The sequence below is a fragment of the Endozoicomonas acroporae genome, assembly GCF_002864045.1.
Taxonomy (GTDB): Bacteria; Pseudomonadota; Gammaproteobacteria; order Pseudomonadales; family Endozoicomonadaceae; genus Endozoicomonas; species Endozoicomonas acroporae.
On the sequence record NZ_PJPV01000003.1, the window covers coordinates 20,044 to 45,808 of the forward strand.

Annotated in this window: 22 protein-coding genes; 4 read left to right on the forward strand and 18 right to left on the reverse strand. The window is 49.1% G+C overall.

Features of this window, described 5'->3' with window-relative positions; all coding sequences use genetic code 11:
• Window positions 1-166: 166 nt before the first annotated feature.
• Genes CX664_RS00270 through CX664_RS00295 form a run of 6 tightly spaced genes read right to left on the reverse strand, consistent with a single transcriptional unit; the run spans window position 167 to window position 8,115 of the window.
• A complete protein-coding gene (locus tag CX664_RS00270) occupies window positions 167-1,297 on the reverse strand; it encodes a glycosyltransferase (RefSeq protein ID WP_101744783.1) in 1,131 nt (376 codons plus the stop codon).
• The gene (locus CX664_RS00275) at window positions 1,290-2,015 is read right to left on the reverse strand and encodes an acyltransferase (protein ID WP_101744784.1); all 726 of its coding nucleotides are present in this window, start codon (window positions 2,013-2,015) and stop codon (window positions 1,290-1,292) included. Before CX664_RS00275 ends, CX664_RS00270 begins: the two co-directional genes overlap by 8 nt.
• Entirely contained in the window at window positions 1,978-3,474 is a 1,497-nt protein-coding gene (locus tag CX664_RS00280) for an O-antigen ligase family protein (protein WP_101744785.1), read from the reverse strand. Before CX664_RS00280 ends, CX664_RS00275 begins: the two co-directional genes overlap by 38 nt.
• Before the next feature lie 12 nt (window positions 3,475-3,486).
• Complete coding sequence (locus CX664_RS00285) at window positions 3,487-4,917, reverse strand: lipopolysaccharide biosynthesis protein (protein ID WP_101744786.1); 1,431 nt, start codon at window positions 4,915-4,917, stop codon at window positions 3,487-3,489.
• Window positions 4,918-4,922: 5 nt separating this feature from the next.
• The gene (locus CX664_RS00290) at window positions 4,923-6,026 is read right to left on the reverse strand and encodes a glycosyltransferase family 4 protein (protein WP_163369431.1); all 1,104 of its coding nucleotides are present in this window, start codon (window positions 6,024-6,026) and stop codon (window positions 4,923-4,925) included.
• On the reverse strand, window positions 6,019-8,115 hold the full coding sequence (locus CX664_RS00295; RefSeq protein ID WP_101744788.1) for a putative bifunctional diguanylate cyclase/phosphodiesterase: 2,097 nt from the start codon (window positions 8,113-8,115) through the stop codon (window positions 6,019-6,021). Before CX664_RS00295 ends, CX664_RS00290 begins: the two co-directional genes overlap by 8 nt.
• Before the next feature lie 338 nt (window positions 8,116-8,453).
• Here CX664_RS00295 and CX664_RS00300 point away from each other — a divergent pair, with 338 nt between their 5' ends.
• From CX664_RS00300 to CX664_RS00310, 4 genes are all read left to right on the forward strand, one after another.
• Window positions 8,454-8,786 (forward strand): STAS domain-containing protein, encoded by a 333-nt coding sequence (locus tag CX664_RS00300; RefSeq protein ID WP_101744789.1) that lies wholly within the window; start codon window positions 8,454-8,456, stop codon window positions 8,784-8,786.
• A 190-nt stretch (window positions 8,787-8,976) separates the two neighbouring features.
• Window positions 8,977-9,324 (forward strand): hypothetical protein, encoded by a 348-nt coding sequence (locus tag CX664_RS26085; RefSeq protein ID WP_163369433.1) that lies wholly within the window; start codon window positions 8,977-8,979, stop codon window positions 9,322-9,324.
• A gap of 152 nt (window positions 9,325-9,476) precedes the next feature.
• Window positions 9,477-12,164 (forward strand): SLBB domain-containing protein, encoded by a 2,688-nt coding sequence (locus CX664_RS00305; protein ID WP_180966331.1) that lies wholly within the window; start codon window positions 9,477-9,479, stop codon window positions 12,162-12,164.
• On the forward strand, window positions 12,161-12,868 hold the full coding sequence (locus CX664_RS00310; protein ID WP_101744791.1) for a CpsD/CapB family tyrosine-protein kinase: 708 nt from the start codon (window positions 12,161-12,163) through the stop codon (window positions 12,866-12,868). The genes CX664_RS00305 and CX664_RS00310 overlap by 4 nt, the downstream gene beginning before the upstream one ends.
• 109 nt (window positions 12,869-12,977) lie before the next feature.
• Here the strand turns inward: CX664_RS00310 and CX664_RS00315 are convergent, their stop codons facing one another.
• The 12 genes from CX664_RS00315 to prfA form a co-directional block, all read right to left on the reverse strand.
• On the reverse strand, window positions 12,978-13,646 hold the full coding sequence (locus tag CX664_RS00315; protein ID WP_101744792.1) for a SanA/YdcF family protein: 669 nt from the start codon (window positions 13,644-13,646) through the stop codon (window positions 12,978-12,980).
• An 89-nt stretch (window positions 13,647-13,735) separates the two neighbouring features.
• Window positions 13,736-14,914, reverse strand: coding sequence for a hypothetical protein (locus tag CX664_RS00320; RefSeq protein WP_101744793.1), 1,179 nt, complete (start codon window positions 14,912-14,914; stop codon window positions 13,736-13,738).
• Between the two features lie 83 nt (window positions 14,915-14,997).
• Complete coding sequence (trmA, locus tag CX664_RS00325) at window positions 14,998-16,095, reverse strand: tRNA (uridine(54)-C5)-methyltransferase TrmA (protein WP_101744794.1); 1,098 nt, start codon at window positions 16,093-16,095, stop codon at window positions 14,998-15,000.
• Between the two features lie 66 nt (window positions 16,096-16,161).
• Complete coding sequence (locus tag CX664_RS00330; protein WP_101744795.1) at window positions 16,162-16,359, reverse strand: hypothetical protein; 198 nt, start codon at window positions 16,357-16,359, stop codon at window positions 16,162-16,164.
• Window positions 16,360-16,427: 68 nt separating this feature from the next.
• Window positions 16,428-17,399 (reverse strand): GIY-YIG nuclease family protein, encoded by a 972-nt coding sequence (locus CX664_RS00335; protein WP_101744796.1) that lies wholly within the window; start codon window positions 17,397-17,399, stop codon window positions 16,428-16,430.
• Window positions 17,400-17,663: 264 nt separating this feature from the next.
• A complete protein-coding gene (gene rimI / locus CX664_RS00340) occupies window positions 17,664-18,131 on the reverse strand; it encodes a ribosomal protein S18-alanine N-acetyltransferase (RefSeq protein WP_101744797.1) in 468 nt (155 codons plus the stop codon).
• Between the two features lie 30 nt (window positions 18,132-18,161).
• Complete coding sequence (locus tag CX664_RS00345) at window positions 18,162-19,094, reverse strand: uracil-DNA glycosylase family protein (protein WP_101744798.1); 933 nt, start codon at window positions 19,092-19,094, stop codon at window positions 18,162-18,164.
• A 122-nt stretch (window positions 19,095-19,216) separates the two neighbouring features.
• A complete protein-coding gene (locus tag CX664_RS00350; protein WP_101744799.1) occupies window positions 19,217-20,770 on the reverse strand; it encodes a 2-isopropylmalate synthase in 1,554 nt (517 codons plus the stop codon).
• Between the two features lie 431 nt (window positions 20,771-21,201).
• Complete coding sequence (gene hemH, locus CX664_RS00355) at window positions 21,202-22,224, reverse strand: ferrochelatase (protein ID WP_101744800.1); 1,023 nt, start codon at window positions 22,222-22,224, stop codon at window positions 21,202-21,204.
• A 191-nt stretch (window positions 22,225-22,415) separates the two neighbouring features.
• Entirely contained in the window at window positions 22,416-23,591 is a 1,176-nt protein-coding gene (nhaA, locus tag CX664_RS00360) for a Na+/H+ antiporter NhaA (protein ID WP_101744801.1), read from the reverse strand.
• Between the two features lie 209 nt (window positions 23,592-23,800).
• Window positions 23,801-24,664 (reverse strand): peptide chain release factor N(5)-glutamine methyltransferase, encoded by an 864-nt coding sequence (gene prmC, locus CX664_RS00365; protein ID WP_101744802.1) that lies wholly within the window; start codon window positions 24,662-24,664, stop codon window positions 23,801-23,803.
• Between the two features lie 3 nt (window positions 24,665-24,667).
• Window positions 24,668-25,753 carry a peptide chain release factor 1 gene (gene prfA, locus CX664_RS00370; protein ID WP_101744803.1) on the reverse strand — a complete coding sequence of 362 codons (1,086 nt, stop codon included), beginning with the start codon at window positions 25,751-25,753 and terminating at the stop codon, window positions 24,668-24,670.
• Between the last annotated feature and the right edge of the window lie 12 nt (window positions 25,754-25,765).

The following is a 25,765-nucleotide window of genomic DNA, read 5'->3' on the forward strand; positions in this document are numbered from 1 at the left end:
ATTGATTGACAGTTTTTTGTCCTTCAGCGAGTAGTTGATTTTCCTGATTGGTAATAGTGTTAGCTTCCATGACACTTTCTAATAATAAATACAAGTATTTATGCTTCATTATTATTAATTGTAGCTGCTGTTTTAACAGGGAATTAATTTAATGAGCAGTGTGTTTTTAACGTGATAAGTGGTTGATCAGTGCTTCCAACTGTGTGGCTCTGTGCTGCCATGATTCGGTTGCGACCCTGTTCTGCCTGCTGGCTTTCTCTTCCCGCAGTTCATTGGCCCTCAAAATGACTCTGGAAAAGGGTTCTTTAGGTGACTGAATGGCCAGAAGATTCTCATACTCTCGAACAGCAGGAAAAGAAGTGGCAGCGATGGGAGTACCCGAGGCAAGATATTCTCTCAACTTCAGGGGATTACAGGCCGCTATCTGTTTGTTGTTGCGAAAGGGCAGCATGGCGACATTCCAGTGCTGAATATAGGAGGGCAGCTGATGATGTGGCCGGGCTCCCAGAAAGTGTACATTTGGCAGAGCCTGAAGAGATGAAACATCAGTTTTGATATCGCCAATAAAAACAAATTGCCAGCTGGGCAGGGCAATGGCGGATTGGGCCAGTATATCTGTCTCCAGCCAGGCAGAAATACTGCCGTAGAAACCGGCAATAGGCCCGTTTCCCGGAAGATCATGGGGCCTGGCTGCCGGTGATGAAAACAGCGGGTAATCAACACCGTGTGGCAGAATAATGGTGTTGGGATGAGTAAACTTCCTGGCCAGTGTTTTGCTGACGACGAGAATCAGGTCAACCTTTTCAGCCAGCTCCTGTTCTAATGGTTTGACCATGGTATGATCAACGCCATCAAGGCCTTCAAAATCATCACCACAGTAGTAGATAGAAGCCCGTTCATTCAGGCTACCCACCATATCGACGGCAGTGGGCAGTGAGAGCCAGAGAATAACCTGATCAAATCCTTCCTGCTCTATTGCTCTGTTAATGTCTTTCAGTAAAAGTCGTTTGTTCAGTAGACGAACCCGTTTGGAGCGGTGAAAAGGAAGAACCCTGGGATTGATGATAATGGGGGGGATTTGCTCTGAGGGCGTTTGCGCAGGTTCGCTATTACGCTTAAGCATGGCCAGCATCTTTTGCCAGACTCTTTTTATATCCCTTAACGAAAACTGCGGCGACCTCATCCCAATGGAGTTTACCCAGATGACCCGGTGCCTTTTCATTAAATGGCTGATCAGGTGCTGGGTACTGGAAGGTAAGCCTCCCCAGTCTTCGCCAAATACAATGAGATCAGCCATTGTCACGCTCCGATGGCAAGTTCAGTGATTTGATGACCCTGGCTGGAATCCCCCCGGCAAGAACACCGGGAGGTAAATCCCTGGTGACAACGCTGCCAGTGGCAACAATGGTTCCCGCTCCGATGGTTACGCCCCCCATAACTGTAACGCCAGCCGCCAGCCATACATCATCCTGAATAATAATACTGCCAACCTGATCATCCGTATCCGGTTTTCCCTGTGCCCTGGCGGCCGGGTCAACAGGATGGCCGGGATACCCAACCAGCCTGACTTTAACTGCCAACCGAACGTTATCACCAATTTCAATCTGGTCACCGACAAAAATTTCATTTTGCCAACTGATACCGACATTGTTGCCTATTCTCAGTTCCGGCTTTTTATTGCCTGAAGCTCTGCCACTGATGGTGGTGTGGCCGGACAGCCGACAATGGTCACCCATGGTGATGGTTAATGGCCCCAGTAGCAGTGGCATGCCTGAGTAGAGATAGAGCTTCCCTGGGGCATTGGCAAGTTGAGATTTGAACAGCGGTGTCCAGTAGAAAATACGAATCAGACTACTGAAAGCCCCGGTAATCATTTTATGTAATTGATACATTAAGCCATGAGCAGGTCTGATTACTGGCATTTCAATGCTGCGAATGGATTTCAAAAAAGAGAATAGAGCCCTTCCTGCGACAGAGTCACTGTTTTTTATTCGGGCTTTCAGGCTGTTTAGCATGTGGCAAACCCTTGCCGTGTATGGTGTCCGCTAATCCACTAACTATAGACGCTTTTTCTGTCTCTGAGTTTTCTTCTTCGGCCGGATAGTGATTGTCCATAAAGTTGGCAATGGCAATACTGATCGATGTAATGATGTAGACTGGCCAGAGAAAGCCCTGACTCAGAAAAGATCCGGAAACACAGAAACCAACCAGTCCTGCATAGGTTCCTACGGCGATAGCGGTCATATGGGGATCGTACTCCGGTGACCCTTTATTTCTATCCAGACGTGTCAGGGAGCTGCGTATCGACATGAAAATGGTGAAAATCATAAAACCGAACAGGCCAAAGCCAACAAAGCCGGATTCTGACATGACCTGAAACCAGGTGCTGTGGGTAACGTGGGCCTGACCCTCCGCCCGGCTGTGGGTTGCGTAATCCCAGTAATTATCCAGGAAGAGAGATAGACCAACGCCGGTCATCGGGTTTCTGAGGGCCATGTTAAAAGCCGCTTCCCAGGCATGGATACGGCCCATCGCTGATGCATCAACGCCCTCCTCTGCGGCACCTCCGGATTTACGGTCGCTGATGCCAGCAGCGGCCACCAGAATCATCAGGCTAAAGCTGCCAATACTGATGAGCAGCAATTTTGATTTGATGATGCGAAGACCAAAGATACCAAACACGGCAACCGTCGCCAGTAAGCCGCCGCGACTTTGAGTGGCAATGATAGATGACACAAAGATGACAATACCAATCAGGCCAAGCAGCGTTCTGATCTTGCCGGTGCCTTTGGTGGTTGCGAGGGCCACTGCATAGCTCATGGGAAAGCTGAGAACCAGTGAGAGGTCGTTGGGGTCACCCAGACTGGTGCCCGGAATGGTGACACGGGTTTCCTCGACCATACCGATACCGTTGGCATTGTTATACAGTGTGACACCGCCCACAGCCAGACCAGAACAAATGATCAGAAAGTGCGCCAGCTTGAAGTGCCAGTGCTCGGTCATCAGCCACGAGATGGCCAATACCATGATGCCGATTTTCATATAAACACTGGTGAAGCTGCCGAAAGCGGTGGGGGGATAGCTGGAGAATGCTATACCAATTACCACCCAGCCAAAAAAGCGGGCAAAAATGGTGTGTTCATGACGCCAGTAAACCTGAACTTTCTTGGTCAGGATAATGTGCCAGGCCAGCACAAAATAGGATCCCAGCGCGGTTAACAGCGGGATCTTGATGGGATCCAGCTGAGGAAAAACCTCATGCAGCCGGAAAAATGAGAACATGATAAAAATCAAACAGACCACAAAGGGTTTTTTAAGAATAAATATCAACCCCAGCGGGATCACTGCCAGCGGGAGCAGGGCTATAGGGTGTGGAAAGATCAGGCTTGGCAGTGCTGCAAGTGCACAGTAAACGGTGACGGTCACTGTCTGGTAGCGATTAACAAACAGCCGTTCAAGGTTGGGTAGCCGCATCTTTAAAACAGCCTAGTGCCTTAAGTACTTGAGGGTGGTAAAGAGCTGGCGACGAAAGAGCAGCAGCTGAGTGGCTGAAAACAGGAGCACTCCAGCCAGAATCATCAGAAATAGTTGAGCAGCCTCATGTATCTGGCCGGTCAAATGATCCCGAAGCAGCAGTAACCCCCCCAGCATAATCATGGCGCTGCAAAAGCTGGGTAGAAGAGCGCTCAGGAAAGACGATGATTTCAGCTCGAATGCTGGCAGCATGAGTTTCAGGTGAACAGCGAAACTGATCAGGTTAATGCTTAACCAGGCCCAACATGCTCCTTCAACACCATATTGGATACCAACGAAAAAAATTGGCAGGGTCAAAATAGTTAACAGCAGGGTATGGCTATTTTTTTTCGGTTCACCAATGGCGGTTATACCGGTAGCCATCATTTCCGACAGCATCCGGAATGGGCTGGTCAGGCAGAGAATTTGAAACGGCACAATCGCCGCAGCCCATTTATCAGAGAGGACCAGAGTGATTAATTCAGGCGATATGGCGCACATACCGAGATACATGGGGAAAAGTACCAGACTGGCAAGCTGAACGGATTTATGCAGATATTGCCCGGCAATATTACGTTCATTCTGAAGTTTGGCAAATGATGAAAGCCCAAGGTGGTTGAGAAGCTCGCCGATCTTGTCGCTGGGAAGATTGGCCAGATTTCTGGCAACAGAGAATACCCCCAGATCAGCTTTGCTAAGCAGGCGGCCAATGCTGATGTTGCCAAAGACATTGACGAAATAACGCAACACATCATTAACGGTGGCTATGCCACTGAATCCTGCCATTTTGGCAAAACCCCTGAAGCTCAATGCTGGCCGGACCCAGCAGGGGGCAATAACGTTATAGCCAATGGTCAGAGCCAGACGCATGAACAGATGCCCCAGAATCAGTGACCATACACCGCAACCGGAGGCAGCCATGGCGATGGTGACAAGGCTGGTCATCAGGGCCGTATAAAACTGGACTTTTTCCCGCTCTTTGAACAGCATCCTGCGGCTTGCCATGGCATAAGGGAGGGTATGAAAGATCATAATAAGGTGCTGGCAGGCGACAGCCCGGACCAGAATGGTCACTCTTGGTTCATCAAAGAAGCTGGCAATAACCGGGGCGATGGAAAAGAAAAAGCTGAAAAAGACCAGGCAGGAAACAATGTTAATCGTGCATGCCTGCCGGAGCCGGTCTGTGGTGAGTTCTTCTGCCTGAATGATCGCTTTGCCAATACCAAAGTCTCCCATCAGTGCAAAGATACCGATAAAAGCCATGGTCATGGCCATAAGACCGTAATCATCAGGTGTCAGGAGGCGAATCAGAATCAGTGTATTGAGCCAGGTGAAAATCTGGGCCACAAGACGCAGGATCGCGCCAACTTTCAATCCTCTGATAACATTCTGTCCAAGTTCCATTGAGTTTATCCAACCGTTTGAGAGCGATCCTGTTTCTTATTAGCCAGGCCATTGGCAGGGGACTCTTTGATGAGAGTATTGGGCCAATCGTACCCTTTTGCCTGCACGGCTTGCTGGTAGACATCAAGAATCTTTGGCAGGATCGCCTGACTTGAATAGTTATTGATCACTGTCGCAATACAGGCTTCTCTGATTTGCCACTTCACGGCCTCTGGCAGTGAGTCCCAGAACAGCAGTAAATTGCTCATTGCATTAAGGTCGCCAACCGGAGACGTCCAGCCATTGAAGCCCTGGACAATAAGGTCCGGAAGTCCGCCCAATGGAAAGCTGAGGACAGGCACACCATGAGCCATGGCTTCAAGCGCCACCAAGGGCAACCCTTCAAAGCGGGAGGTGATACACAACAGGCCAATATCGCGCCAATGGGCTTCCATGGACTGAACCTGCCCCATGAACATGACGTTATTGACCTGCTGCTTTTGCAGCATTTTTTCCATTGGGCCACTGCCGTAGAGCCGGAAGGGGAGATGTGGCTGATGCTTGGCCAGTTGCAGAAACAGGTCAGGACCTTTCTCGTGACTCAACCGGCCAACAAAGGCGATGGCTGTTCCCGAAGATGGATAATGTTCTGGAACATCCACAAAGTTATCAATTCGATGGGGAGCACTGATCCATCTTCTGGCAATCTCATCACTGACGGCAATATTTTCAGATATGGGGCTGCTCAGCTGATCAAGCAGTGAATATAACCGAACCATACCTTCACCCGGATCACCATTATGAAAGGTGGAAACAACAGGCGTTCTTGTGACTACCGCAGCCAGGCGACCAACAATACCGGCTTTGTACCCATGGGTGTGAAGTAACAGAGGCTGTGTGTCTTTGAGCGCTGAGATTAGCCCGGGCAACTTGCCGCTGAGATAGCGAAAACGGATGGCCGAGTCTGTTAAGGCCTGTTCAAGAGGGTGTTCAGCCTGATATTGCTGGTAAAACCAGATTTCTGCAGGCCAGCCACTGTTTTTCAGCGCTTTGCCAAGTTGGTAAACATGGGTCTCGATACCACCTGCCTGTCGGGAGTCCAGGAGTATGACAATGGGATGATCAGTCATTATTGTCTCCCAGCGTTTCATAATCGCCACCCTCTACCTGCGTATTTCCCGGCAAAGCACCCTGACTTGATATAAGGCCGATAAAGTCGTGGGCGGATAGTGGCTTTCCGTAGTAGTAGCCCTGTCCTTCCTGACAGCCTTTTTTAGCCAGGTAGGTTTCCTGTTCAACAGTCTCTACACCCTCAGCCAGAACTTTCAGGCCGAAGCTCTTGCCAATCTGAACAATCGCTTCAACGATGCCACAGTTTTCGCGGTTATCAGGAAGATCTTCGACAAAGGATTTATCAATTTTGATTTTGTCGAAGGGAAACTGTTTAAGGTAACCCAGCGAGGAGTAACCTGTTCCAAAGTCATCAAGTGCCAGTGTCACCCCAATGTCTTTCATATTCTGGAGCTGGACTTTCGATGCTTCCAGATCATCAATAATGGAAGTTTCGGTCACCTCAAGCTCCAGGGTTTCAGGGGGAATCTGGTATTTATTCAGTAAGAAAGCGATTCGATCAGCAATATTCTGATCCTGCAGCTGAATGGCCGAGAGGTTGACGGCCAGACGCAGGTTTTGATGACCGTCAAGGTGCCACTTGTTTAACTGTTGGCAGGCATTCTCCAGAACCCAGTTACCAATAGGAATAATATCAAGACTGTGTTCTGCCATGGGAATGAACATATCCGGTGAGATCACCCCTTTCTCTGGGTGATTCCAGCGCAACAAGGCCTCGGCACCCACCAGCTCGCCTTTTTGATAGTTAAACTGTGGCTGAAAGGCCAGGCTGAGTTCGCGGTTTTCAAGGGCCTGGTGGAGGTCCATTTCCAACCGTTTGCGCTGGCGGATTTCGGTATCAATAGTGGCTACATAGAACTGGTAGCGATTGTGGCTTCTGGACTTGGCCATGATCATGGCAAATTCAGCCTGCTGCAGGAGGGTGTCGACATCCTCACCATCGTCGGGAAAGAGCGTTATTCCGACGGTAGCACTGATGGTCAGCTGCTCATTGTTAATCTCGAAGGGTCTGTCAAGCTGCCTGATCAGAGACTGGGCCATTTCCGCGGCCTCATAGGGCTGTTCGATCTTTGATTGGATAATGGCAAACTGATCTTCACCTAATCGACCAATATAGGCTTTATTGCCGATGCAGTTTCTAAGGCGATCCGAGACTTTTACCAGAATATGTTCGGCGGCATTGAAGTTGACCTGGGCATTCAGTGATTTAAAGTCATCCAGTCCGAGGCAGAGAATGGCGATGTTCTCATGCTTGTTGGTAGCCTTTTGGATAAAGGTATTGATCTGGTTCTGCAGGGTGCGGCGATTTGGCAGTCTGGTCAGGTAGTCATACTGGGACAGCCGCATGATACGGGCTTCTGCTTTTTGACGCAGACTTTGATGGTAGTTAATGGACGTTAACAGTTTATTGGCAGTTCTGACCCAGAGACCTAACTCATTATTTTCATTACCTTCAGGCACCGGCAGTTGCTGCTGTCCCGGTGCTTCAGGGTCAATGCTTGATAAATGGCGAATCAAACGATTCATGGGACGAGTCAGCAAAGTTGAGCAGATCAGGTACATCAACAGAGCCATTGCTATGGCCCTGATTATCCCGGCGAATACCACAACGACGGATCTTTGAATAAACGCCTTACCTTCATAGGCCGTATCAATAGAGAGAATCAATTCCCCAAAGTGTTCTTTCCCTGGTTCAAGTGGCTGGCGGTAGATACGGATGGAGTCAAAAATATAGTCAGAAAGGAGCCGGTACCGGGAAGCAAAAATGGGTCTCTCTACCTTGGCCAGATTTGACGCATCATCCAGTCGTATTGCTGCCACCTGCACAGACTTCATTTCCAACAGACCATTGAGCACTTCTTGTCCCATATCGGTATCAAGACGGTCAGCCGCCTTGCTGGCGGGATCATGAATCATTGCCAGCAATTCCCTGGCTTTTCGATCAATATCAGCGCTGGACAGGTGAGCATCCAGAAACACCTGCACAAGGCTTAGTAAAATGCCTAATGTGCAGGCACAGAGAAGGACCGCCTTAAGCAGTTTGATGGACAAGTGTTCTGCAGAATGTACGCCCTTCTGGGTATCCATAAAAATAACTTTAATTATTAGCCATCGATTCAGAGTTATTTGGATACAGCTTCATGTCTGAATGCATTAAGGCGTGTTGTCTGGTTGGTATTTTTTACAGCCTTACGAAATAACTATAGGGTTTGCTCAGATTTGTGTTTTATAAAAAAAAGAAATTTTAATTATTTTTTAATTCCCGAGACTATTTCATGATCTTTTGCTCTTTTCTTTAAAATATGACTTTTACAGAATGCATCTCTGTTCTTTTGTCTAATCTAATTAAATGTGTGTTGTGTGAAATTATGTTTTACTTTTATCAGGTAAATAATAAGAAGTATTGAAGTTGGGAGTAACAGGTAATGGATTACGCGACTTATCAAGCCAGCAGCTGTGATATTATTGAATTGCATAAAAAATTCAATGCAGAGACAGTGAATGAGGTTAGAGGTCACTTTGATCATTTAATTAAAGAGTGTGCAGGAGATGTCCTTGTTGATATGAGCTCTGTTAATGAACTTGATTCTTCAGGCATCGGTGCGCTGGTTTTTCTTTATAAGCGTCTAAAGACAGAGAGTAGAAATCTTGGATTGCTTGGTGTTAATGGAAAGCCTGACGAGTTATTGACAATGCTCAGGATTAACCAGACGATCAAGCAATATGAGAGTATTGAAGAGTATCTGTCGAAAAAATAAATTATTTTTATTTTTTTCTTTTTTGATATCGGGTGGTAAATCTGCCGGGTATCTGTTTGTTTGTTTTTTATTTCCTTTACTCTCCTCATGCTCATTTCTATGGCCACTTCATGCTGACCGTGATTTTAGCCTTACAGTTGATGAAAAACGCAATATCAGGGATATTAACCGGTCTCATGTGATTAAATTATTGAATATCAGCCAATCCAGATATATTGAGCTCAAAGACGCTGGTGGTGAATATTGCCTTCCCGGGCAGATGAGCTTAATCAATGATAAGCATCGGCTTATCAGGCATGAGATTGATGGTGACCTTCTGGGCGATGCCAGTCATCAACTCAGTGAATCATTTGCAGCCCTGGAAAAGGTTCGTTTGATCATGGAAGCGATGGCTGAAGATGGCGGATGCCCTTTACAGTATGCTTCAGGGCTGATTCAAGAGGGCCACAAACCATTACAGTCGAAAGACTCTGTTCTTGGGCTTTCAGACTGGCCAAGACCTGTAAATTTATGGCTGTTTATGCGGGTGCCTCAATGAAGACTCTCCATTGCACAGGTATTTGCAGCAGGCTATTGCAGACTCTGGCAGTTCTCTTGTTACTCGCCGTCTGTTCTTGCGGAGTATTTGCCAATGCACCCATCGAAAAAGGTGGGGTGTTCCTCATAAAGCTGAGCGATGGTGGAGAATCTGTGCCACTTCTTCGAGTTGATGAGGCGGTGGCAGTCACTTTTCCTGATGGAATGGTTCTCAATTTGATGGGAATGGATCAAGAGGCTGCTTCCGCTGAAATACTCAGTAAAACTGGTGAATCTTACAATGTAGAGAGCATAAACTATATTGCTCCGGAACGTTTGATCAATATTGCCATCCTCGGTGATATCCAAAATCCCGGGAAGTATCCTTTTCCCATTGACTCATTGTTAACCAGTCTTAATTCACACCACACTTTTTTTGACGATTCCGACGTTGACGCAGATTTTACCCTGATCAGGAACAGCCAGCATATTAAAGTGCCAGCCGCACAGTCAGCGGAATGGCAGCTGGAAGCCGATGATGCTGTGCTGATTTCTTTACGGGAGAAAACTCCTGAAAAAGCAGCTGATCCGCAGAAGCAGACGGGCAGTAAAAAAGTAGTTTCACCTCAAGCTGGTTTGAAAAACAATCAAAGTGCTGGCATAGAAGCTCGCACGTTGGTTGCACCGGTAAACGAAGAAGAGACTGTTCTGACGAATCCAGAATTGGCGACTGCGGAGGTAGCTGCCCCGGCAGTAGCTGACGCATCAGACGTTGAGATTGATAAATCATCAGTGCGGACGAGAGACCCTGTACATTATCAGTTGCAGTCAGGGGATATTCTGGTTATTGGGCTGCCGGGGGAAGAGGGGTTTAATACAAACTTCCTTATTGGCAGAGATGGGACTATCCACCTGCCTGAAGTAGGGCAGTTGAAAGTAGCCGACCTTACGTTAAGGGCTGCAGATAAAGCCATTTATACGGCGTTGTCCGATGTGTTTCTCGGGCTTGATAAACTGACCATTCATTTGAAGGAAAAACGGCTACTGATCACTGTATTGGGTTTTGTCAACAATCCGGGTGAGGTCGAACTGCCCAGTACCGGTAATATCCAAATGGCGATTACCGAGGCAGGGGGCTTCGTTGATGGTGCCCAGCTGGATAGGCTTCAGTTGAGAAGGGATGGTAAGAAAAACGTCTTTAACTTTAAACGCTACCTGGATACCGGGGACCCCTCTGTTCTTCCGGAGATAAAGTCTCTGGATGAGATTTTTGTGCCTACCTCACCTGGCCTGAGCAGTGTGCACGGAGAGCCCAGAGCCGTAGATGATAAGGCGCTGGATTCTGTTTCTGACAGGACCGTGATCAAGGTATTTGGTGAAGTGCTTAAGCCCGTTAGCTTTCCTTACCAGGAAGGCATTAATGTTGTGGATGCCATTTTGAAAGGCGGGGGGGTTACCCGCTATGCCAATGTTGAACAGATTCGGTTGCTTTCTGGTACAGAGCCCAAGCTGTTTGACCTTAAGAAGTTTCTTGACAGTGGCAAAGATGAAGATTTGCCAATGTTGGAGCCAGGATCAACCATCTATGTTGCTCAGCAGGTTGATTCTGTTTCTGGTGGGGCGCGTAAAGTGTATGTGATGGGACAGGTTCAGAAGCCCGGTGCATTCGAAACATCTGAAGGCGTTGGTTTTCTGGATATTCTCGCCAGCTCAGGGGGCCCTACCCAATATGCCGATATTCGTTCGGTCAGGATTTTGAAAAATAATGGCACAGTCATACCATTTAACTTTCAGGATTTTACTGAAGGACGAACCAGCAGCATACCTTCGATTGACTCGGGCGATGCGGTGTTTTTCCCCGAAAAAGGTCCTGAGGATGATAAGTCCTGGCTCAAGCTTGAAACTGATGACTCACTGAAGATACTCGGGGCTATTAAAAAGCCCGGCCGCTATGAGTGGGCACCTTCGGTAGATTTTATGGATTATATCAGTAACGCTGGAGGCCCGACTGATAAAGCAGACCTCGCCCATGTGAAAGTTATTAAGCCAGGCCCCAATGATCAGCGGAATATCATTGAGTTCAATATGCAGGAGTTTATTGAAGTTGGTGGGTCATGGTCAGATATGCCTCAACTGACGGGTGGTACAACGATCGTTATTCCCGAGTTGCCGGAGAACCCATCAGCCAATACTTCCAGCTGGGTTAAGTTACCAAAGGAAAATGCCATCTACGTTATGGGTGCTGTTAAAACACCGGGGCGCTACGCTTTTAACAATGAAATGGGTTTTCTGGATATAGTTGGTGCTACTTCGGGACCTTCAGAAGAAGCAGACCTGAGCCAGATTCGAATAGTTCATCGGAATGAGGGAGCTCCCAGAGTCACCAAGTTTGACCTTGTGAGATATTTTGAAACGGGTGATGACAGTTTGCTACCAAAAGTGAAACCCGGTGACTCTATCTTTTTCCCATCCAGAGCACGTAAATGGGTTGAGAAAAAACCTGAAGATACGGTCAGGATTATGGGTGCTGTTTTTGTGTCAGGCCGTTATGAATTTACCAATAACATGACCATTCTGGATCTACTGGCAGAGGCGAAAGGACCAAAGGAGACCGCTTATGTTGAGAAAATACTCATAGTCAACAGTTCCTGTTGTGAGAACCGGACGGCGACATTTGATCTGGTGGAATTTATGAAAGACCCGGATGCTTCACGGTTACCGGTGTTAAGGGCTGGTGATACGGTCTTTGTGCCAGAATTATCACAATCAAACTGGAATGTTCTCATGGGGCTGGTTGCTGATGCGGCCGCTGTTTTGACGGTAATTCAATTCCTCACCAATCTGGGATGGTTTACGCCATGATCAAGCTACCCATTAACTATCTGGAGATTGAAGAGGTATATGGCAACAGTATTGGTAAAGGGTTGCGTTCGGTCGCTATTACTTCCGCCAATGCGGAAGAGGGCTGCAGTACCCTGGCTTATGCGTTAAGTCAGCGCAGTGAAATCGATGGCAAGCGAACATTGCTGGTGGAAGTGAACATGCTGCACCCTGAACTGGGTGATATTTCCGGGCATATTCATACCGACTGGTTGCCAAACCCTCAGTCTGCTGATGGCTGTATTATGCGTTCGGACGATGTGAACCTGGATATACTGCCGGCCCCTTGTGATACGGATGTGCTTGGATTCCGCAGTATTACCAACATGAGCAAGCTTATGGAGCATTGGCTGGAAAACTATGACGCAGTGATTTTTGATACCTCCCCGGTAAATGCCAGGAATCGTAATAATATTCCCGCAGAGTCCATTTGTGCCATGGTTGATGGAACAATCATGATCGTCATGGCTGGAGTGACTCGACAAACACAATTCAAAACAGCACTGGACAGGCTGACCCAGCATGATGTGTCATTAGTTGGTGTTGTTTATAATGATTTTCTAAATCCTCGCCTGGCGGATGAAATTTGCCGGGAAACCCGTCGCTTGGACAACTGGTTTCCTAATGCCATGCAGAAAGTCAGAAATTACGTTAAAAAATCTTCGTTCTTTAATATTGACCTTTAGCCTTTTGGGTATCTTCATCAAACAGATTGGCGGAGCACACAGTGAAATATCAAAGGGGCTCTGCAGGTAGTGTTTTGTCCCGTAAATAGATGAAAATGGTATTGTTTGATCAGGTAGGGGGCGTAACACCAATCTCAATGGTCGGGCCAAGGAATTTAGGGCCAGTATTGAGAAAATGTACCTCCAGGACAGCCAGTACCCTGGCAAGCATCTCTCTGGCTCTATTGCTGATATCAATGTCATAGCCCTCGCCCGCATTAAAGGCAATGGCATCAATATCATGATTCATGGCGATATACAGAGCCCGCTTATTGTGTGGAGCCTGGGAAATAATAGTAAAGCTATCCAAATCAAAAACATGATGTGCCCTGAGAACGGAATCAAGCGTTCTGAAACCGGCATAATCCCGATATATTCGTTCTGCAGGGACGCCTTTGTTTAGCAGGTCACGCCTTATGGTGCTCGGTTCATCGTAAAAACGGGTGCTGTTATCGCCGCTGATGAGAATGTAATCAATCTTACCCGCTTTGTAGAGTTGGAAGGCTGCTTCCAGCCGGAGCCGGTAGTGGTCATTAAACCCGCCCAGGCGAGAGTATTTGCTGGTACCCAGCAAAACACCAACCTGATTATAGGGGAGCTTGCTCAGGTTAGAGTACAGGGCATCATTGGTGGCCCTGGCCACCATCAAATTGCAAAGTACAGTCAATGCCAGCAAGACAATGGTAGAGAGAATGGCCAGCCTGACAAAAATCAGTACATGGGGTATTCGGACGCCCATCGTATACCTTCAATGCGAGTCACATCATTCCTGAGTAGATCACATTGCGTACATTCTATAAAGCCAGTGAATCAAAAAACTCTCTATTTTTAATCAGACATTTGTCTTAGCTCATCAATCATCCACTTTGTTATGGTTTTGCTGGGGGCATCCGGTATGCCCAGGCTTTCGGCAACCGCCGGTGGTCTGAAACCTCTGATGTGAGTATAAATCATGACGGCCAAAGGATCTGCACTTGATGCGCGAATGGCCAGCTGTTCAGTCAGCATCAGGTTCTGATAGTCTTCATCAGCCACATAGATGACTGGCTTGCCCCGGTAGATGGCCTGCTGGGCGACAGATGATTTATGGACAATAACCGCAGAGGCAATGGTGCTCAGTGATGCGGTGGAATAAGTGCCGTGGTGTAACAGATGGACATTGCCGTCCGATTGAGCCTCAATGATCCTGCGCTCAAGCTCACCATCAAACTTGGGGTGATATGAAACCAGAAAAAGAATGTTGGGCAGCTTCCTTGTTGCTGCAATAAAGGTTTGAAAAGCCTTGGGATAGCTGCTGCTGTAATCACCGGCAAACAACACTACAGGCTGCGCCGGGTGTATATTGAGGGTGTCGCGTAATAGGAAAATATCGGTTTCATCATAGACTTTGTCCCAGTCTTCCAGTGCGGGCTGTCCGGTAACGGTCACTGCTGCTCCCAGGGAGGCAGCGATGCTCTGAAAGCTAAGCGCGGTGGTTTTACTGGGGACATGGAACTCGTCCAGATAGCTCAGCTCTTCTAAAAAAGGCTGTACATAGCTGATGGAGTCAACTGGCTCAAAATTATCATAAAATGCGATGACCCTGGCACCTCTTCTCTCCCAGATATTGGCAATCTGAGCCTGTGCCCGACTTGCCATACCGGTATAGACAATTTTGGTCGAGATGCTTTCAGCGAGTTGGTAAACCAGCTTCTGGTTCAGCAGATGGTCGCGATTTTCATACAGCGCTTCGTTGTGGGTCAATCTATCGAATGGAATCAGAGCCGGGTCATTTTTGAAGATTTCAGCAGCGCGACCCATCGCCAATATCCGGTAGGGAATGTTGGCATTTTTCAGTTTTTCCTGAATACGCAGGAAAGCGTTGCTTTCACCCTGGTCATAGGCCACGAACAATACCGCAGTTTTGATATAGTCCGCATCGCTGCTATAAGAAGTCGGTGCAAAGAAAAGCCAGAAAACAGAGAAAATGATGGATGCTGGCAGATATTTCAGCTTGTTATTTTTCACGTGAGGCTACCCCGGAGAACTTCTTTAAAACTTTTTCTTCCTAAGAATCAAAGTAGGAGTCCCGCCGGGGTGTGTAAATCTGACTATTTCCGAATCAGATGAACGCCCATTTCAGCGTGATGAGTGTATGGGAACTGGTCAAAAAGGGCGATTTTTTCGATTCTATGGGTCTGGCAAATGGTTGACAGATTTTGCCTGAGCGTTTCAGGGTTGCAGGAAATGTACAGGATATTGTCGAAATTCTGCACCAGCTTTTCCGTTCCTTCATCGAGACCTGCCCTGGGAGGGTCCACCAGAATGGTTGAGAAGTCATAGCCGTCCAGGTCGATCTCGCTCAGGCGGCGAAATGCCCGTTCCCTGTTCATGGCCTGGGTCAACTCCTCACTGGATAGACGGGCGATTTCTACGTTCTCTACATTATTCAGCTTAAAGTTTTCCCGGGCCGAATGGACTGAGGTTTTGGCAATTTCAGTGGCCAGTACCCTGGTAAAATGCCTGGCAAGCACGCAGGTGAAATTCCCATTTCCGCAATAGAGCTCTAACAGATCACTGCTACTGTCGGACGTAATCGCTTGTGCGGCACCACAGGCCCAGGCAAGCATGTGCTCATTAACACTGGCATTAGGCTGGGTAAAACTGTTTTCTACCTGAGTGTAATGGAATGGTTTGCCATCCACGGTCAATGTTTCAGTGACATAGTCTTTATCCAGCACCAGTTTCTGCTTGCGGGCACGTCCAATAATGGCAATGCCAAACTGTTCCTGCAGTGCTGTTGCTTCCTGTTGCCAATGATCATCCAGCTGGCGGTGGTAGATCAGTGACACCAGGGCTTCTTTTGTCTGGGTGGTGAGAAACTCAACCTGAAAAAGCCGTTTCTTCAGATGGCTGCTGGCGATGATAGCCTCCATCAAAGGCATCATTAACCGGTTAATGGTTTCGGAGCCACTGGGAAAAGAGGTGACTTCAAAGGGCTGCCTGGTTTGTGGATCGAACATCCGGTAGTAGCAGTGATCGCCCTCATGCCAGACATGAAACTCTGCTCTCATCCGGTAATGGTCCGGCCTGGAGCGGAAAAGTTCCAGTTCAGGCATATCAAATTCGGCAAACTCGCTGCAAATGCTGCTGGCCTTTTCTGCCAGTTGCTCTTCATACCTTTCGGGTTGGACTGTTGGTAGGGACATAGCGCTAGTGATCAAATAAAAACGGCCCATATTATGGGCCGTAATAGCATGGGCGTGAAGCGTGGTTTATGGTTGATTTGAGTGGCCATGCATTGACTGCTGGATGTCTTTCCGGATCTGCTGCATTTTAAAGGCGATTTGATCACTGCGATGGCTGATCAGGATCATTCTCTGCTCAAATCGTTGCAGAACATGGCAGGCTTCCCGGAGTTTGTCAGGAAGTGCTTGTTGACGATGTTCAAGTGAGCGATCGTTGGGCTTCATAGCCCAAGTATAGATGTGAGTTAGGGGTGGCCGGCACGTTCAGGGGAAGAAAATGCCGGTATAAGGAATCAGGCAGCGACAGCCACGCTCTGGCTATTCATGCCCATGGCTCTTGTGGTGAGTTCTGCCAGCAGTTGTTCAATTTGCTGGCGATCGGATGCCTGGCTATCCGACGTCTTCTGGGCCCTGGCTTTGCGGTGCCGCTCAATGGCTTCGCGGATGCGTTGTTCCCTTGGGTCAAGCTCAATAATGATCTCTGGTTCAGCCGCTGTCACTGGCTCAGGCTGCGGTTCAACCACTTCGATCTCAACCGTTACGGGAGCGGCTGGTTTGCTGTTGAGGAGTTCAACCGCATTGCTGTCTCCTGACAGGACGGCGTTGGCGGCTGCCTGAATGGCTTCAAGCTGGGCCGAAATGTCGTCGCTGAGACAGATGTTGTTCATTTGCACAACGGCATTCACCTGAGAGCCGTTTTCCGGTTTTGCCACCAGCTTTTCTTTCCGGGCTTCTGCTGCGTTTTCCTGTGCGGTAGAAACATCCAGTTTGATGTCCGGTGATCTGACGCGTTCAACAGAAACAGGCGTCACTGGTTGTGCAATGCCGGGCTGTTGTGGTGTTGCGGTTTTCTCTTCCGTCTGCTTTTTCGGCTCAGGAGAAATCTCATCAAAGTCATCCATGTCGCCGTCGAACCCGTCAAAGATGCTGGCAAGCTCTTTTTCCAGGCTGGACTTGCGGGTTCGTGTTTTCTTTTTAGGCTGGATCTTGACGGTGCTGGTTTTATAGCCACGGAGACTGCGAGCACCCAGCGTTTCAATGGCTTCCTGTTCAAGCGCGTTCAGCTCATTGCGGTCTTCTACGAAATCCCACTCTTCAACGACAAAGCCATCCCTGCCGTGTACACGGATCTCCTGGTATAGCGGGTAGTCAAGATTCTGCTCGGCTGCAGCCACCATTTTTTCCCATTGGTCAACCAGGCCATTGCGGGTTGACCCAACATAGACTTGAGAGGTGGTTTTGTTGGTGACGGTGAAGATAATCAACGCTTAAGACCTTGCTGTGACTGAAACAGGGGCGCGATTATACCTGTCAATTTATCCGTGTGCAGGGGTGGAAAGCTCGTATTTTGTAGTTTTTTTTTACGATGTCCGGTTTGATTTTGAAGCCTGGTCGATGACTTTATCGTTCGCACGAAGACCCATTGCGCTAATACGATGCATTTGTCGTTTAATGTCGTAGCTTGACGAGTTTGTTAGGAATAAGTCGCTTCCAGAGCAGCTGTTGTTTTCAGTTGTTTTCAGTTGTTGTCAGCTGAGGAAAGTATCAGGCTCCATTGCCATAACGATGGCATCTTCCCAACCCCTGCCCATGGGGTAATAGTTTTTCCTGATGCCGATCTCGCTGAAGCCTTCATGGAGATAAAGGTTGAAAGCTTTGATATTGGAGCGACGGACTTCAAGCAGAATGGTGTTGCAGCCAGACTGTCCTGCTTTCTGGAGCATGTGTTGCAATAGCTGCCGACCGATACCTCGCCGTTGAAAAGATTTGTCCACCGTCAGAATCAGAATGCTGGCTTCGTCGGCTACCGTCATCATGACGCAGTGTCCTACAATTCTGCCATCAAGCACTGCCAGTTCGCAGGTATAGCCGGAGGTCAGGCTGTCGGAAAAGTGTGCCTTTCGCCAAGGGTGTTCTGCTGACTGTTGCTCCACGGCATTGACCTGTTCCAGGTCACTTTCCAGCATTGGGCGAAACGTGAGTGAGGGTTGTGTCATGGTTGATGATTTATCTGCATCGTTTGATCTTCAGGCATTGCCCTGTGTGTCTGGTGTTTTGGTGAGTAGCGGAGCCAGATCCTGCCATGCTTCCCTTTTGAGTATGGACTGTTTCATCAGTTCATTCAGCCCATGGGTTACAGCAAACCACTGGTCTGTATGAGTGCCCGGCTGGATGCCCCGTAGTTGCTCAAAATCTTTTTCCGGGTCCATAACAAACCTGGCCGCTGACTGGCCAAACAATAGAATCACCTTTCTGCGGGATAAGCCGTATTGGTTGCTCAGATAAGCACAGACGGCATCGGCAGCGGCGTAGTCATCCTGGCTTAGTTGGCTCAGCAGGCCCCGGCTTTCGCTCATGGGCCAGACAAATTCACGAACAGTCTGTGCACCTTCCGGGTTGAGCTTGAGAGCTCTGAGAATGTCATCTAATAAGCGTTGATGGTAGCGGCTGAATTGATTGAGTCCGGAGTGTGGCATTTCGGCCACCACAAGGCAGTCATCGCTGACGGGTTTTATCACCAGACGGAATTTGCTGGTGGAGCCTGACAGCTGTTTTACGGGCTCTGGTGAAGGTTGAACTTCCTGTTTGATGTCCTCAACAGGTTTGGATGGGGTAATAAATTGCCCAAGGATATCTGCTGGCTTGGTCGGCGAGTATCCTGTCTGGGGCTGCTCTCTGGCATTCTGCTGGTTAAACGCTGAGCTGATTTCAGTGCCAGAAACAGCCTGAGCTGACTCTGCTTCGGCAAGTGCCCGGGCGTCCTCTGCTATCCAGTCAAAAGGTCTGGCTGGTTGAGCATTGGTCAGTTGATATCTGGGAAACCAGGTCTGTATGCCCATGGCTCCCAAATAGTTCTGTCTGAGTTTTTCCCGGTGGGCAATCTGAATTTTTGCTGCAGAACTGTCGACAGCCTGATCACTGTTGGATGGTGAAGGGTGGTCAACGGTTTCGCCCTGCATGTTGGTTCTCAATGGTTGCCGCTATTTACGGTTGCTGCTCTCAAGGGTAAGAGCAGAAGGAAGATTAAAACGCCAATAATATCATTGAAAGATCCTGTTGGCATTTTAATCAAACAAATTGATTAAACCGTTCCCCCGGTTTGTGGATTGGCTTTGGTGATATCGGCTTCCAGCAGGTTGAGGGCATGGATGTAGGCTTTGGCGGAAGCAATGACGATATCGGTGTCAGCCCCGGAGCCATTGACAATCTGCCCGTTTTTCTCAAGCCGGACAGAGACTTTACCCTGGGAGTCAGTGCCCGTTGTAATGGCGCTGACGTTATACAGTGCCAGCCTGGCCTGGGAGTTGGCCAGCTTTTCAATGGCTTTGAATATGGCGTCAACAGGACCATCGCCGCTGCTGGAAACCGTCTGTTGTTCTCCGTTGATTGCCAGGGTGAGTGTTGCTTCCGGTGTTTTGCCAATTTTTGAGCTGGCATTCAGATCGATCAGTTTATATTTCTCCACCAGCTCGCTGCTGCTGCGGGCATCACTCACCAGTGCCTGAAGGTCATCGTCGTAGATTTCCGATTTTTTGTCCGCCAGAACCTTAAAACGCTGGAAGGCATCATTCAGGTCGTCCTGGCTGCTGAACGATATGCCCAGTTCCTCCATTCGGGTTTTGAAGGCATTGCGACCGGACAGTTTACCAAGCACCAGCCGGTTGGTATTCCAGCCGACATCTTCGGCAGACATAATTTCATAGGTTTCCCGGTGCTTCAGTACACCATCCTGATGGATGCCAGACTCGTGGGCAAAGGCGTTGGCTCCCACGATGGCTTTGTTGGGTTGAACCGGGAAGCCGGTGATGGAGGAAACCAGTCGTGAGGCCGGTACAATCTGAGTGGTGTTAATGCCGGTGGTTACTCCCAGACAATCCGACCGGGTTTTCAGGGCCATGACAATCTCTTCAAGCGAGGCATTGCCCGCTCTTTCCCCTAATCCATTGATGGTGCATTCAACCTGACGTGCCCCGTTCACAACGGCAGACAGTGAGTTGGCTACAGCCAGGCCAAGGTCATTGTGGCAGTGAACGGAGAAGATGGCTTTATCAGCGTTTGGGATACGTTCCATCAGGGTTTTGATGGTTTCTCCAAACTGGTGTGGCAGGGCGTAGCCAACGGTATCCGGAATATTGATGGTTCTGGCACCGGCATCAATGGCTGCTTCAATAATACGGCACAAAAAATCTATTTCTGAACGGCCTGCGTCTTCACAGGAAAACTCAACATCGTCAATGTGGTTTCTGGCCCGTTTGACGGCAAATACAGCCTGTTTGATCACATCGTCCGGGTTCATGCACAATTTGTGCTGCATATGGATGGGAGAGGTGGCAATAAAGGTATGAATCCGCCCCCGTCTGGCTGGTTTCAGGGCTTCGGCGGCCCGGTCAATATCTTTTTCCAGTGCCCTGGAGAGGCTGCATACCGTGCTTTCTGTGATATTGGTGGCAATGGCTTTGACAGCTTCAAAGTCACCGGGGCTGGCCATGGCGAAACCGGCTTCAATAACATCTACCCGAAGTTTTTCCAGGGTTCTGGCTATGCGTAATTTTTCATCACGGGTCATGGCTGCGCCGGGGCTTTGCTCCCCATCGCGCAGGGTGGTATCAAAAATCACAACTTGATTGTTGTTCATGGTGTATCCCTTGCCTTTGCTGTCCGAAAGGCTGGTCAATTTCTTATTGGCTATGCTGCTGTTACTTGTTTTGTGTGCGCAGCAATCTTGTCTGGCAAGTCCGCTTTATCAGTGGTCTTGCGGTTTGGCCATCAAGGCCGGGTATTGGGGGAGATAGTAATTAATATGCCCTAAGGCAGTAGTAGAAGTAGCAGGCGAGCAGGAGCGAAGAAAGTTTCAGGCAGGAGAAGAACTCCCTTTTGGTAAGAAGTCTTATTATTACTTTTTATATCAACGTACTGTCTTTGCCAGTTTATCACGCTACTCATTGTGCCCTTCTCTTGAGGGAAATACGTAGATCGGCCGAGTAGTTGTACTATATAGGCAGAGTTTGCAGGATACAAGATGGGTATGGGGTGGTGGGCATGTTTCATGCCCACTCATTTTTATCATCAATGAGTCAGAGGGTGTTCTGACCATTGCTTCAACAGGTCTATCCAGGCTGGATGATCATTCAGGCAGGGAATGAGTTCCAGTGATTCACCCCCGGCTTTAATAAACTCCTCTTTGGCCCCAATGCCGATTTCTTCCAGCGTTTCCAGGCAGTCAGAAACAAAAGAAGGGCAGATAACCAGTACTTTTCTGGCTCCTTGATCCGCCAGTTGCTTGAGAACATCCAGAGTATTTGGCTCCAGCCACTTGGCTTTTCCCAGCCGGGACTGGAAGCCAACACTGTATTTATCAATCGGGATGCCTGCTTTTTCAACAAAAGCCTCTGTTGTCTGATATACCTGATGTCGGTAGCAGGTTTTGTGGGCAATGGAGGTTTTCTGGCAGCAGCTTTTATCTTTCAGGCAGTGATTGCCGGTTGGGTCATCTTTTGTAATGTGGCGCTCTGGTACGCCATGGTAGCTGAACACCAGGTGATCAAACTCTTTTTCCAGCCAGGGCTTTGCACTTTCGACCAGCGCTTCAATGTAGCCATCGTGATCATAGAACACCGGGTGGACGCGAAGTGGCAGGGTGATGCCCATTTCCTGCATCAGGCTTTTGGCCCGTTCAATCACGGTTTTTACCGATGACATGGCGTAGTGTGGGTAGAGTGGGAACAGCAGGATCTCTTCAATGCCCGGTTGCTTTGCCAGATTGCTCAGACCCTCTGCCATATCCGGTTTGCCGTAGCGCATGGCCAGCTCAATCGGGATGCTGGTACGCTCTCTGAGCTGTTCCGCGCACTTTTCGCTGTTGACAATGAGTGGTGAACCCTGCTCAGTCCAGATTGCGCTGTAAGCTTCAGCGGATCTTGCCGGACGGGAAGGTAAGATAAAAAGGCTGAGGATAAGCCTGCGAATCACCCATGGCAGGTCAATCACATGTTTGTCCATCAAAAACTCATTGAGATAGTTTCGAACATCTTCAACAGATGTGCTGTCCGGTGACCCCAGATTAACCAGCAAAACGCCTCTGTTTTCCATGGGCTAAAGAGCTCTCTATGATTTGTCAGAAGTACCGCCAATTCCTTTTCATTGTTCAGGTTGGATCGTATGGGTGGAGTACTTCCGGATTGATTAATTGACAGCGAGTTTAACAGCTTTGCAGAGACTTTGGTGAGAATGGTGTCATTTCTTGTTGGTTGAAATATCCGGGCTAGAGGCCGGAAACAGGCTCAGGCCTGTTTGCGTCCGGCCCAGTAAAGAGTGATAAAGCCAAAGACAGCGGAGAGTATGGAGCCAGCCAGTACGCCGATGCGATCTGATACCAGGTAGTTGGTATTCACGTTTTCAAAGGCCAGTGAGCCAATAAACAGACTCATGGTAAAACCAATACCGCAGAGTATAGAGAGGCCGTACATCTGGAGCCAGCTGGTTCCGGTGGGCAGTTTGGCCAGTCCGGATTTAACCGCCAGCCAGCAGAAGCTGAATACACCAATCTGTTTGCCCAGGAAGAGGCCGGCCACAATCCCCAGGGGAATTGGGGTGAACAGGCTTTTGATCTGTTCGGCATTCAGTTCAAGTCCGGCGTTGGCAAAGGCAAAAATAGGCAAAATGACATAATGAACACTGCTGTGCAGGTTGTGTTGCAGGGCTTTCAGTGGTGATCGACCGCTGCGGTCAACGGTTTTCAATGGAATGGTAAATGCCAGAAGTACGCCAGCCAGCGTAGCGTGAACGCCTGACTTTAGCACGCAGATCCAGAGCAATACGCCTACAACCATGTAAGGTCCGATCCTGGTAACATCCCTATGGTTGAAGAAAGCCAGGATTGCCAGTAAGGCAGAGGCAATGCCCATGGACATCAGGGATAGCTCTTCCGTGTAGAAAATGGCAATGATAATGATGGCACCAAGATCGTCAATGATGGCCAGGGCCAGAAGGAATGTCATCAGTGATGCGGGTGCACGTTTACCGAGTAAGGCAAGAATGCCTACGGCAAAGGCAATGTCAGTGGCGGCGGGGATTGCCCAGCCTTTAATGGCAATAGGGTCTGAGTAGTTAAAAGCAACATAGAAGAGTGCCGGTACCAGCATTCCGCCTATGGCACCAATGCCTGGTAGCATAACCTGGGCCGGAGTACTGAGTTCCCCTGCAAGCACTTCCTGTTTGACTTCGAGGCCGATCAAAAGGAAGAAAACCGCCATCAGACCATCATTAATCCATAGCAGCAGTGGTTTGTGGATGTCCAGGGGGCCTGCGGTAAAACGGATGGGGGTTGATAGCAGTAAGTCATAATACTCTGCAAAAAATGTATTGGCAGCGAGCATCGCCAGTGCTGAGGCGATAAAAAGCAGTACGCCAATGGCGTAATCCTGCTGCAAGAAGCTATGAAATCGTCTGGCAAACATGTTTTCTCCAGGAGCCCGCTAATCGCCTGTGGCCCATCTATTATACCAGTCTGTCCGCAAGAATTTCGTGCCTGCTTTTGTCTGAAAACTTCACATTGGCGTAGCGGGCAAAAAATGGCACTCAGTTTATCTGTACTGAATGCCGCTTGGTATTAAGGGCTATTACTTATGGCGGCAGTACGGAGTAAGCCTGTAGGGTTTTTGGTATTTCAGGCTGCAGGTTTGCGGGCAAGGGTTACGCGGTCATGACCGGCCAGATCGGTTTCTGTGCGAATTTGTGTGAAGCCTGCCCGGGAAAGGATTGTCTGGACGGGGCTGCCCTGGTCATAGCCGTGTTCTAACAGGAGCCATCCCCCGGGCTTCAGGCTTTGCAGTGAGTGTTCGGCAATAACACGCATATCGTCCAGTCCATCCACTCCTGAGACCAGCGCTGACAGGGGTTCATAGCGAACGTCTCCCTCTTTCAGGTGCGGGTCATTGCTGCAAATGTAGGGGGGGTTGCTGACGATCATATCCATTGAGCCTTCAGCCAGTGGTGAACACCATGAGCCCTCAATAAATACCGTATTCCGGATATCATTGATCACCGCATTTTCTGCCGCAACAGCCAGGGCATCCGGGCTTTTGTCGATAGCGGTAACTTCCCAGTTCGGCCGTTCCTTTGCCAGGGCAAGGGCTATTGCGCCGGTACCGGTTCCCAGGTCGGCCACTTTCATTGTTGATTCGGTGTTTTGATCCGGCGTGCTATCTAAGCCAAGTGCCAGCTCAACCAGTAGTTCGGTGTCTGGCCTTGGGATCAGGGTGGCTTCGGTAACTTTTAACTGCAAGTTCCAAAACTCCCGTTGCCCGATCAGATAGGCTATGGGGTGCCCTGCTTTTCGTTGATCGATGAGCTTTACAAACTGAGCCATCTGTTCACTGGTCAGAAGCGCTTCAGGCCAGGTAAAAAAATAACTGCGTGGCTTGTGGAGAACATGTGCCAGCAGCAGTTCTGCATCAAGCCGGGGAGTAGGGCTGGCAGCAAGCATACGGGATGCTTTTGCCAGGGCGGTGTCAATTCGGGCGCTGCTCATGACTTATTCGCCAGCCAGACTGGCCAATAGCTCCGCCTGATGCTCCTGCAGCAGGGGGTCAATAACCGGGTCCAGTTCACCTTCCACAATTTCCGGCAATTTATAGAGAGTAAGGTTGATGCGATGGTCAGTAACCCGCCCCTGGGGATAGTTATAGGTACGAATACGCTCAGAGCGGTCACCGCTGCCCACCAGGCTTTTCCGGGTATCACTGATCTCTTTCGCGGCAGCGGCATCCTGGGCATCTTGGAGTTTGGCCGCCAGCCAGGTCATGGCTTTGGCCTTGTTTTTGTGCTGTGAGCGCTCATCTTGGCATTCAACCACAATGCCGCTTGGCAGGTGGGTGATACGAATGGCTGAGTCAGTAGTGTTGACGTGCTGACCACCGGCACCCGATGAACGGTAGGTATCGATGCGCAGGTCTTCCTTGCGGATCTCAATCGCCTGTTGTTCATCGGGCTCCGGCATCACGGCAACGGTGCAGGCAGAGGTATGGATTCTGCCCTGGGATTCAGTCTCAGGAACCCGCTGTACGCGATGGGCTCCCGACTCAAACTTCATTCGACCGTAGACGTCGCTGCCAATAACGCGGGTGATAATCTCTTTATAGCCGCCGTGTTCGCCGTCGCTGGCACTGATCACCTCAATTCGCCAGCCGCGTTTTTCCGCGTACCTTGAGTACATTCTGAACAGGTCGCCGGCGAAAATGGCCGCTTCATCACCGCCTGTTCCGGCACGGATTTCCAGAAAGGTGTTCAGGCCGTCCCTTGGGTCTTTGGGTAACAGTAGCACTTCAAGATTCTGTTCCATTGCTGGCAGCTGTTGTTCGCAACTGGCCAGTTCCTCGCGGGCCAGTTCCGTCATGTCCGGGTCGCCTTCTGCCATCATGGCTTCGGCTTCGGCTTTGTCGCTGAGTAACTGGTCATACTCTTTGTAGGCTTTAACCACCGGTTCCAGCTCAGCGTATTCCTGAGAGAGCTTGCGGAACTGATCCTGGTTACCAATAACCCCGGGGTCACTCAGCAGTGCGGAAAGCTCTTCGAAGCGCTCACCGAGGTTTTCCAGTTTGATGAGAATGGACTCTTTCATGATGTCTGTAAA

Bases quoted from the DNA above. Each gene is read 5' to 3' on its own strand.
- CX664_RS00290 (WP_163369431.1), bottom strand. From the start codon at position 6,026: ATGACTGATCATCCCATTGTCATACTCCTGGACTCCCGACAGGCAGGT.
- trmA (WP_101744794.1), bottom strand. From the start codon at position 16,095: ATGTCCCTACCAACAGTCCAACCCGAAAGGTATGAAGAGCAACTGGCA.
- CX664_RS00345 (WP_101744798.1), bottom strand. From the start codon at position 19,094: ATGCAGGGCGAAACCGTTGACCACCCTTCACCATCCAACAGTGATCAG.
- CX664_RS00285 (WP_101744786.1), bottom strand. From the start codon at position 4,917: ATGGAACTTGGACAGAATGTTATCAGAGGATTGAAAGTTGGCGCGATC.
- CX664_RS00300 (WP_101744789.1), top strand. From the start codon at position 8,454: ATGGATTACGCGACTTATCAAGCCAGCAGCTGTGATATTATTGAATTG.
- CX664_RS00280 (WP_101744785.1), bottom strand. From the start codon at position 3,474: ATGCGGCTACCCAACCTTGAACGGCTGTTTGTTAATCGCTACCAGACA.
- CX664_RS00330 (WP_101744795.1), bottom strand. From the start codon at position 16,359: ATGAAGCCCAACGATCGCTCACTTGAACATCGTCAACAAGCACTTCCT.
- rimI (WP_101744797.1), bottom strand. From the start codon at position 18,131: ATGACACAACCCTCACTCACGTTTCGCCCAATGCTGGAAAGTGACCTG.
- prmC (WP_101744802.1), bottom strand. From the start codon at position 24,664: ATGAGCAGCGCCCGAATTGACACCGCCCTGGCAAAAGCATCCCGTATG.
- CX664_RS00310 (WP_101744791.1), top strand. From the start codon at position 12,161: ATGATCAAGCTACCCATTAACTATCTGGAGATTGAAGAGGTATATGGC.
- CX664_RS00315 (WP_101744792.1), bottom strand. From the start codon at position 13,646: ATGGGCGTCCGAATACCCCATGTACTGATTTTTGTCAGGCTGGCCATT.
- nhaA (WP_101744801.1), bottom strand. From the start codon at position 23,591: ATGTTTGCCAGACGATTTCATAGCTTCTTGCAGCAGGATTACGCCATT.
- CX664_RS00275 (WP_101744784.1), bottom strand. From the start codon at position 2,015: ATGCTAAACAGCCTGAAAGCCCGAATAAAAAACAGTGACTCTGTCGCA.
- CX664_RS00350 (WP_101744799.1), bottom strand. From the start codon at position 20,770: ATGAACAACAATCAAGTTGTGATTTTTGATACCACCCTGCGCGATGGG.
- CX664_RS00295 (WP_101744788.1), bottom strand. From the start codon at position 8,115: ATGGATACCCAGAAGGGCGTACATTCTGCAGAACACTTGTCCATCAAA.
- prfA (WP_101744803.1), bottom strand. From the start codon at position 25,753: ATGAAAGAGTCCATTCTCATCAAACTGGAAAACCTCGGTGAGCGCTTC.
- hemH (WP_101744800.1), bottom strand. From the start codon at position 22,224: ATGGAAAACAGAGGCGTTTTGCTGGTTAATCTGGGGTCACCGGACAGC.
- CX664_RS00270 (WP_101744783.1), bottom strand. From the start codon at position 1,297: ATGGCTGATCTCATTGTATTTGGCGAAGACTGGGGAGGCTTACCTTCC.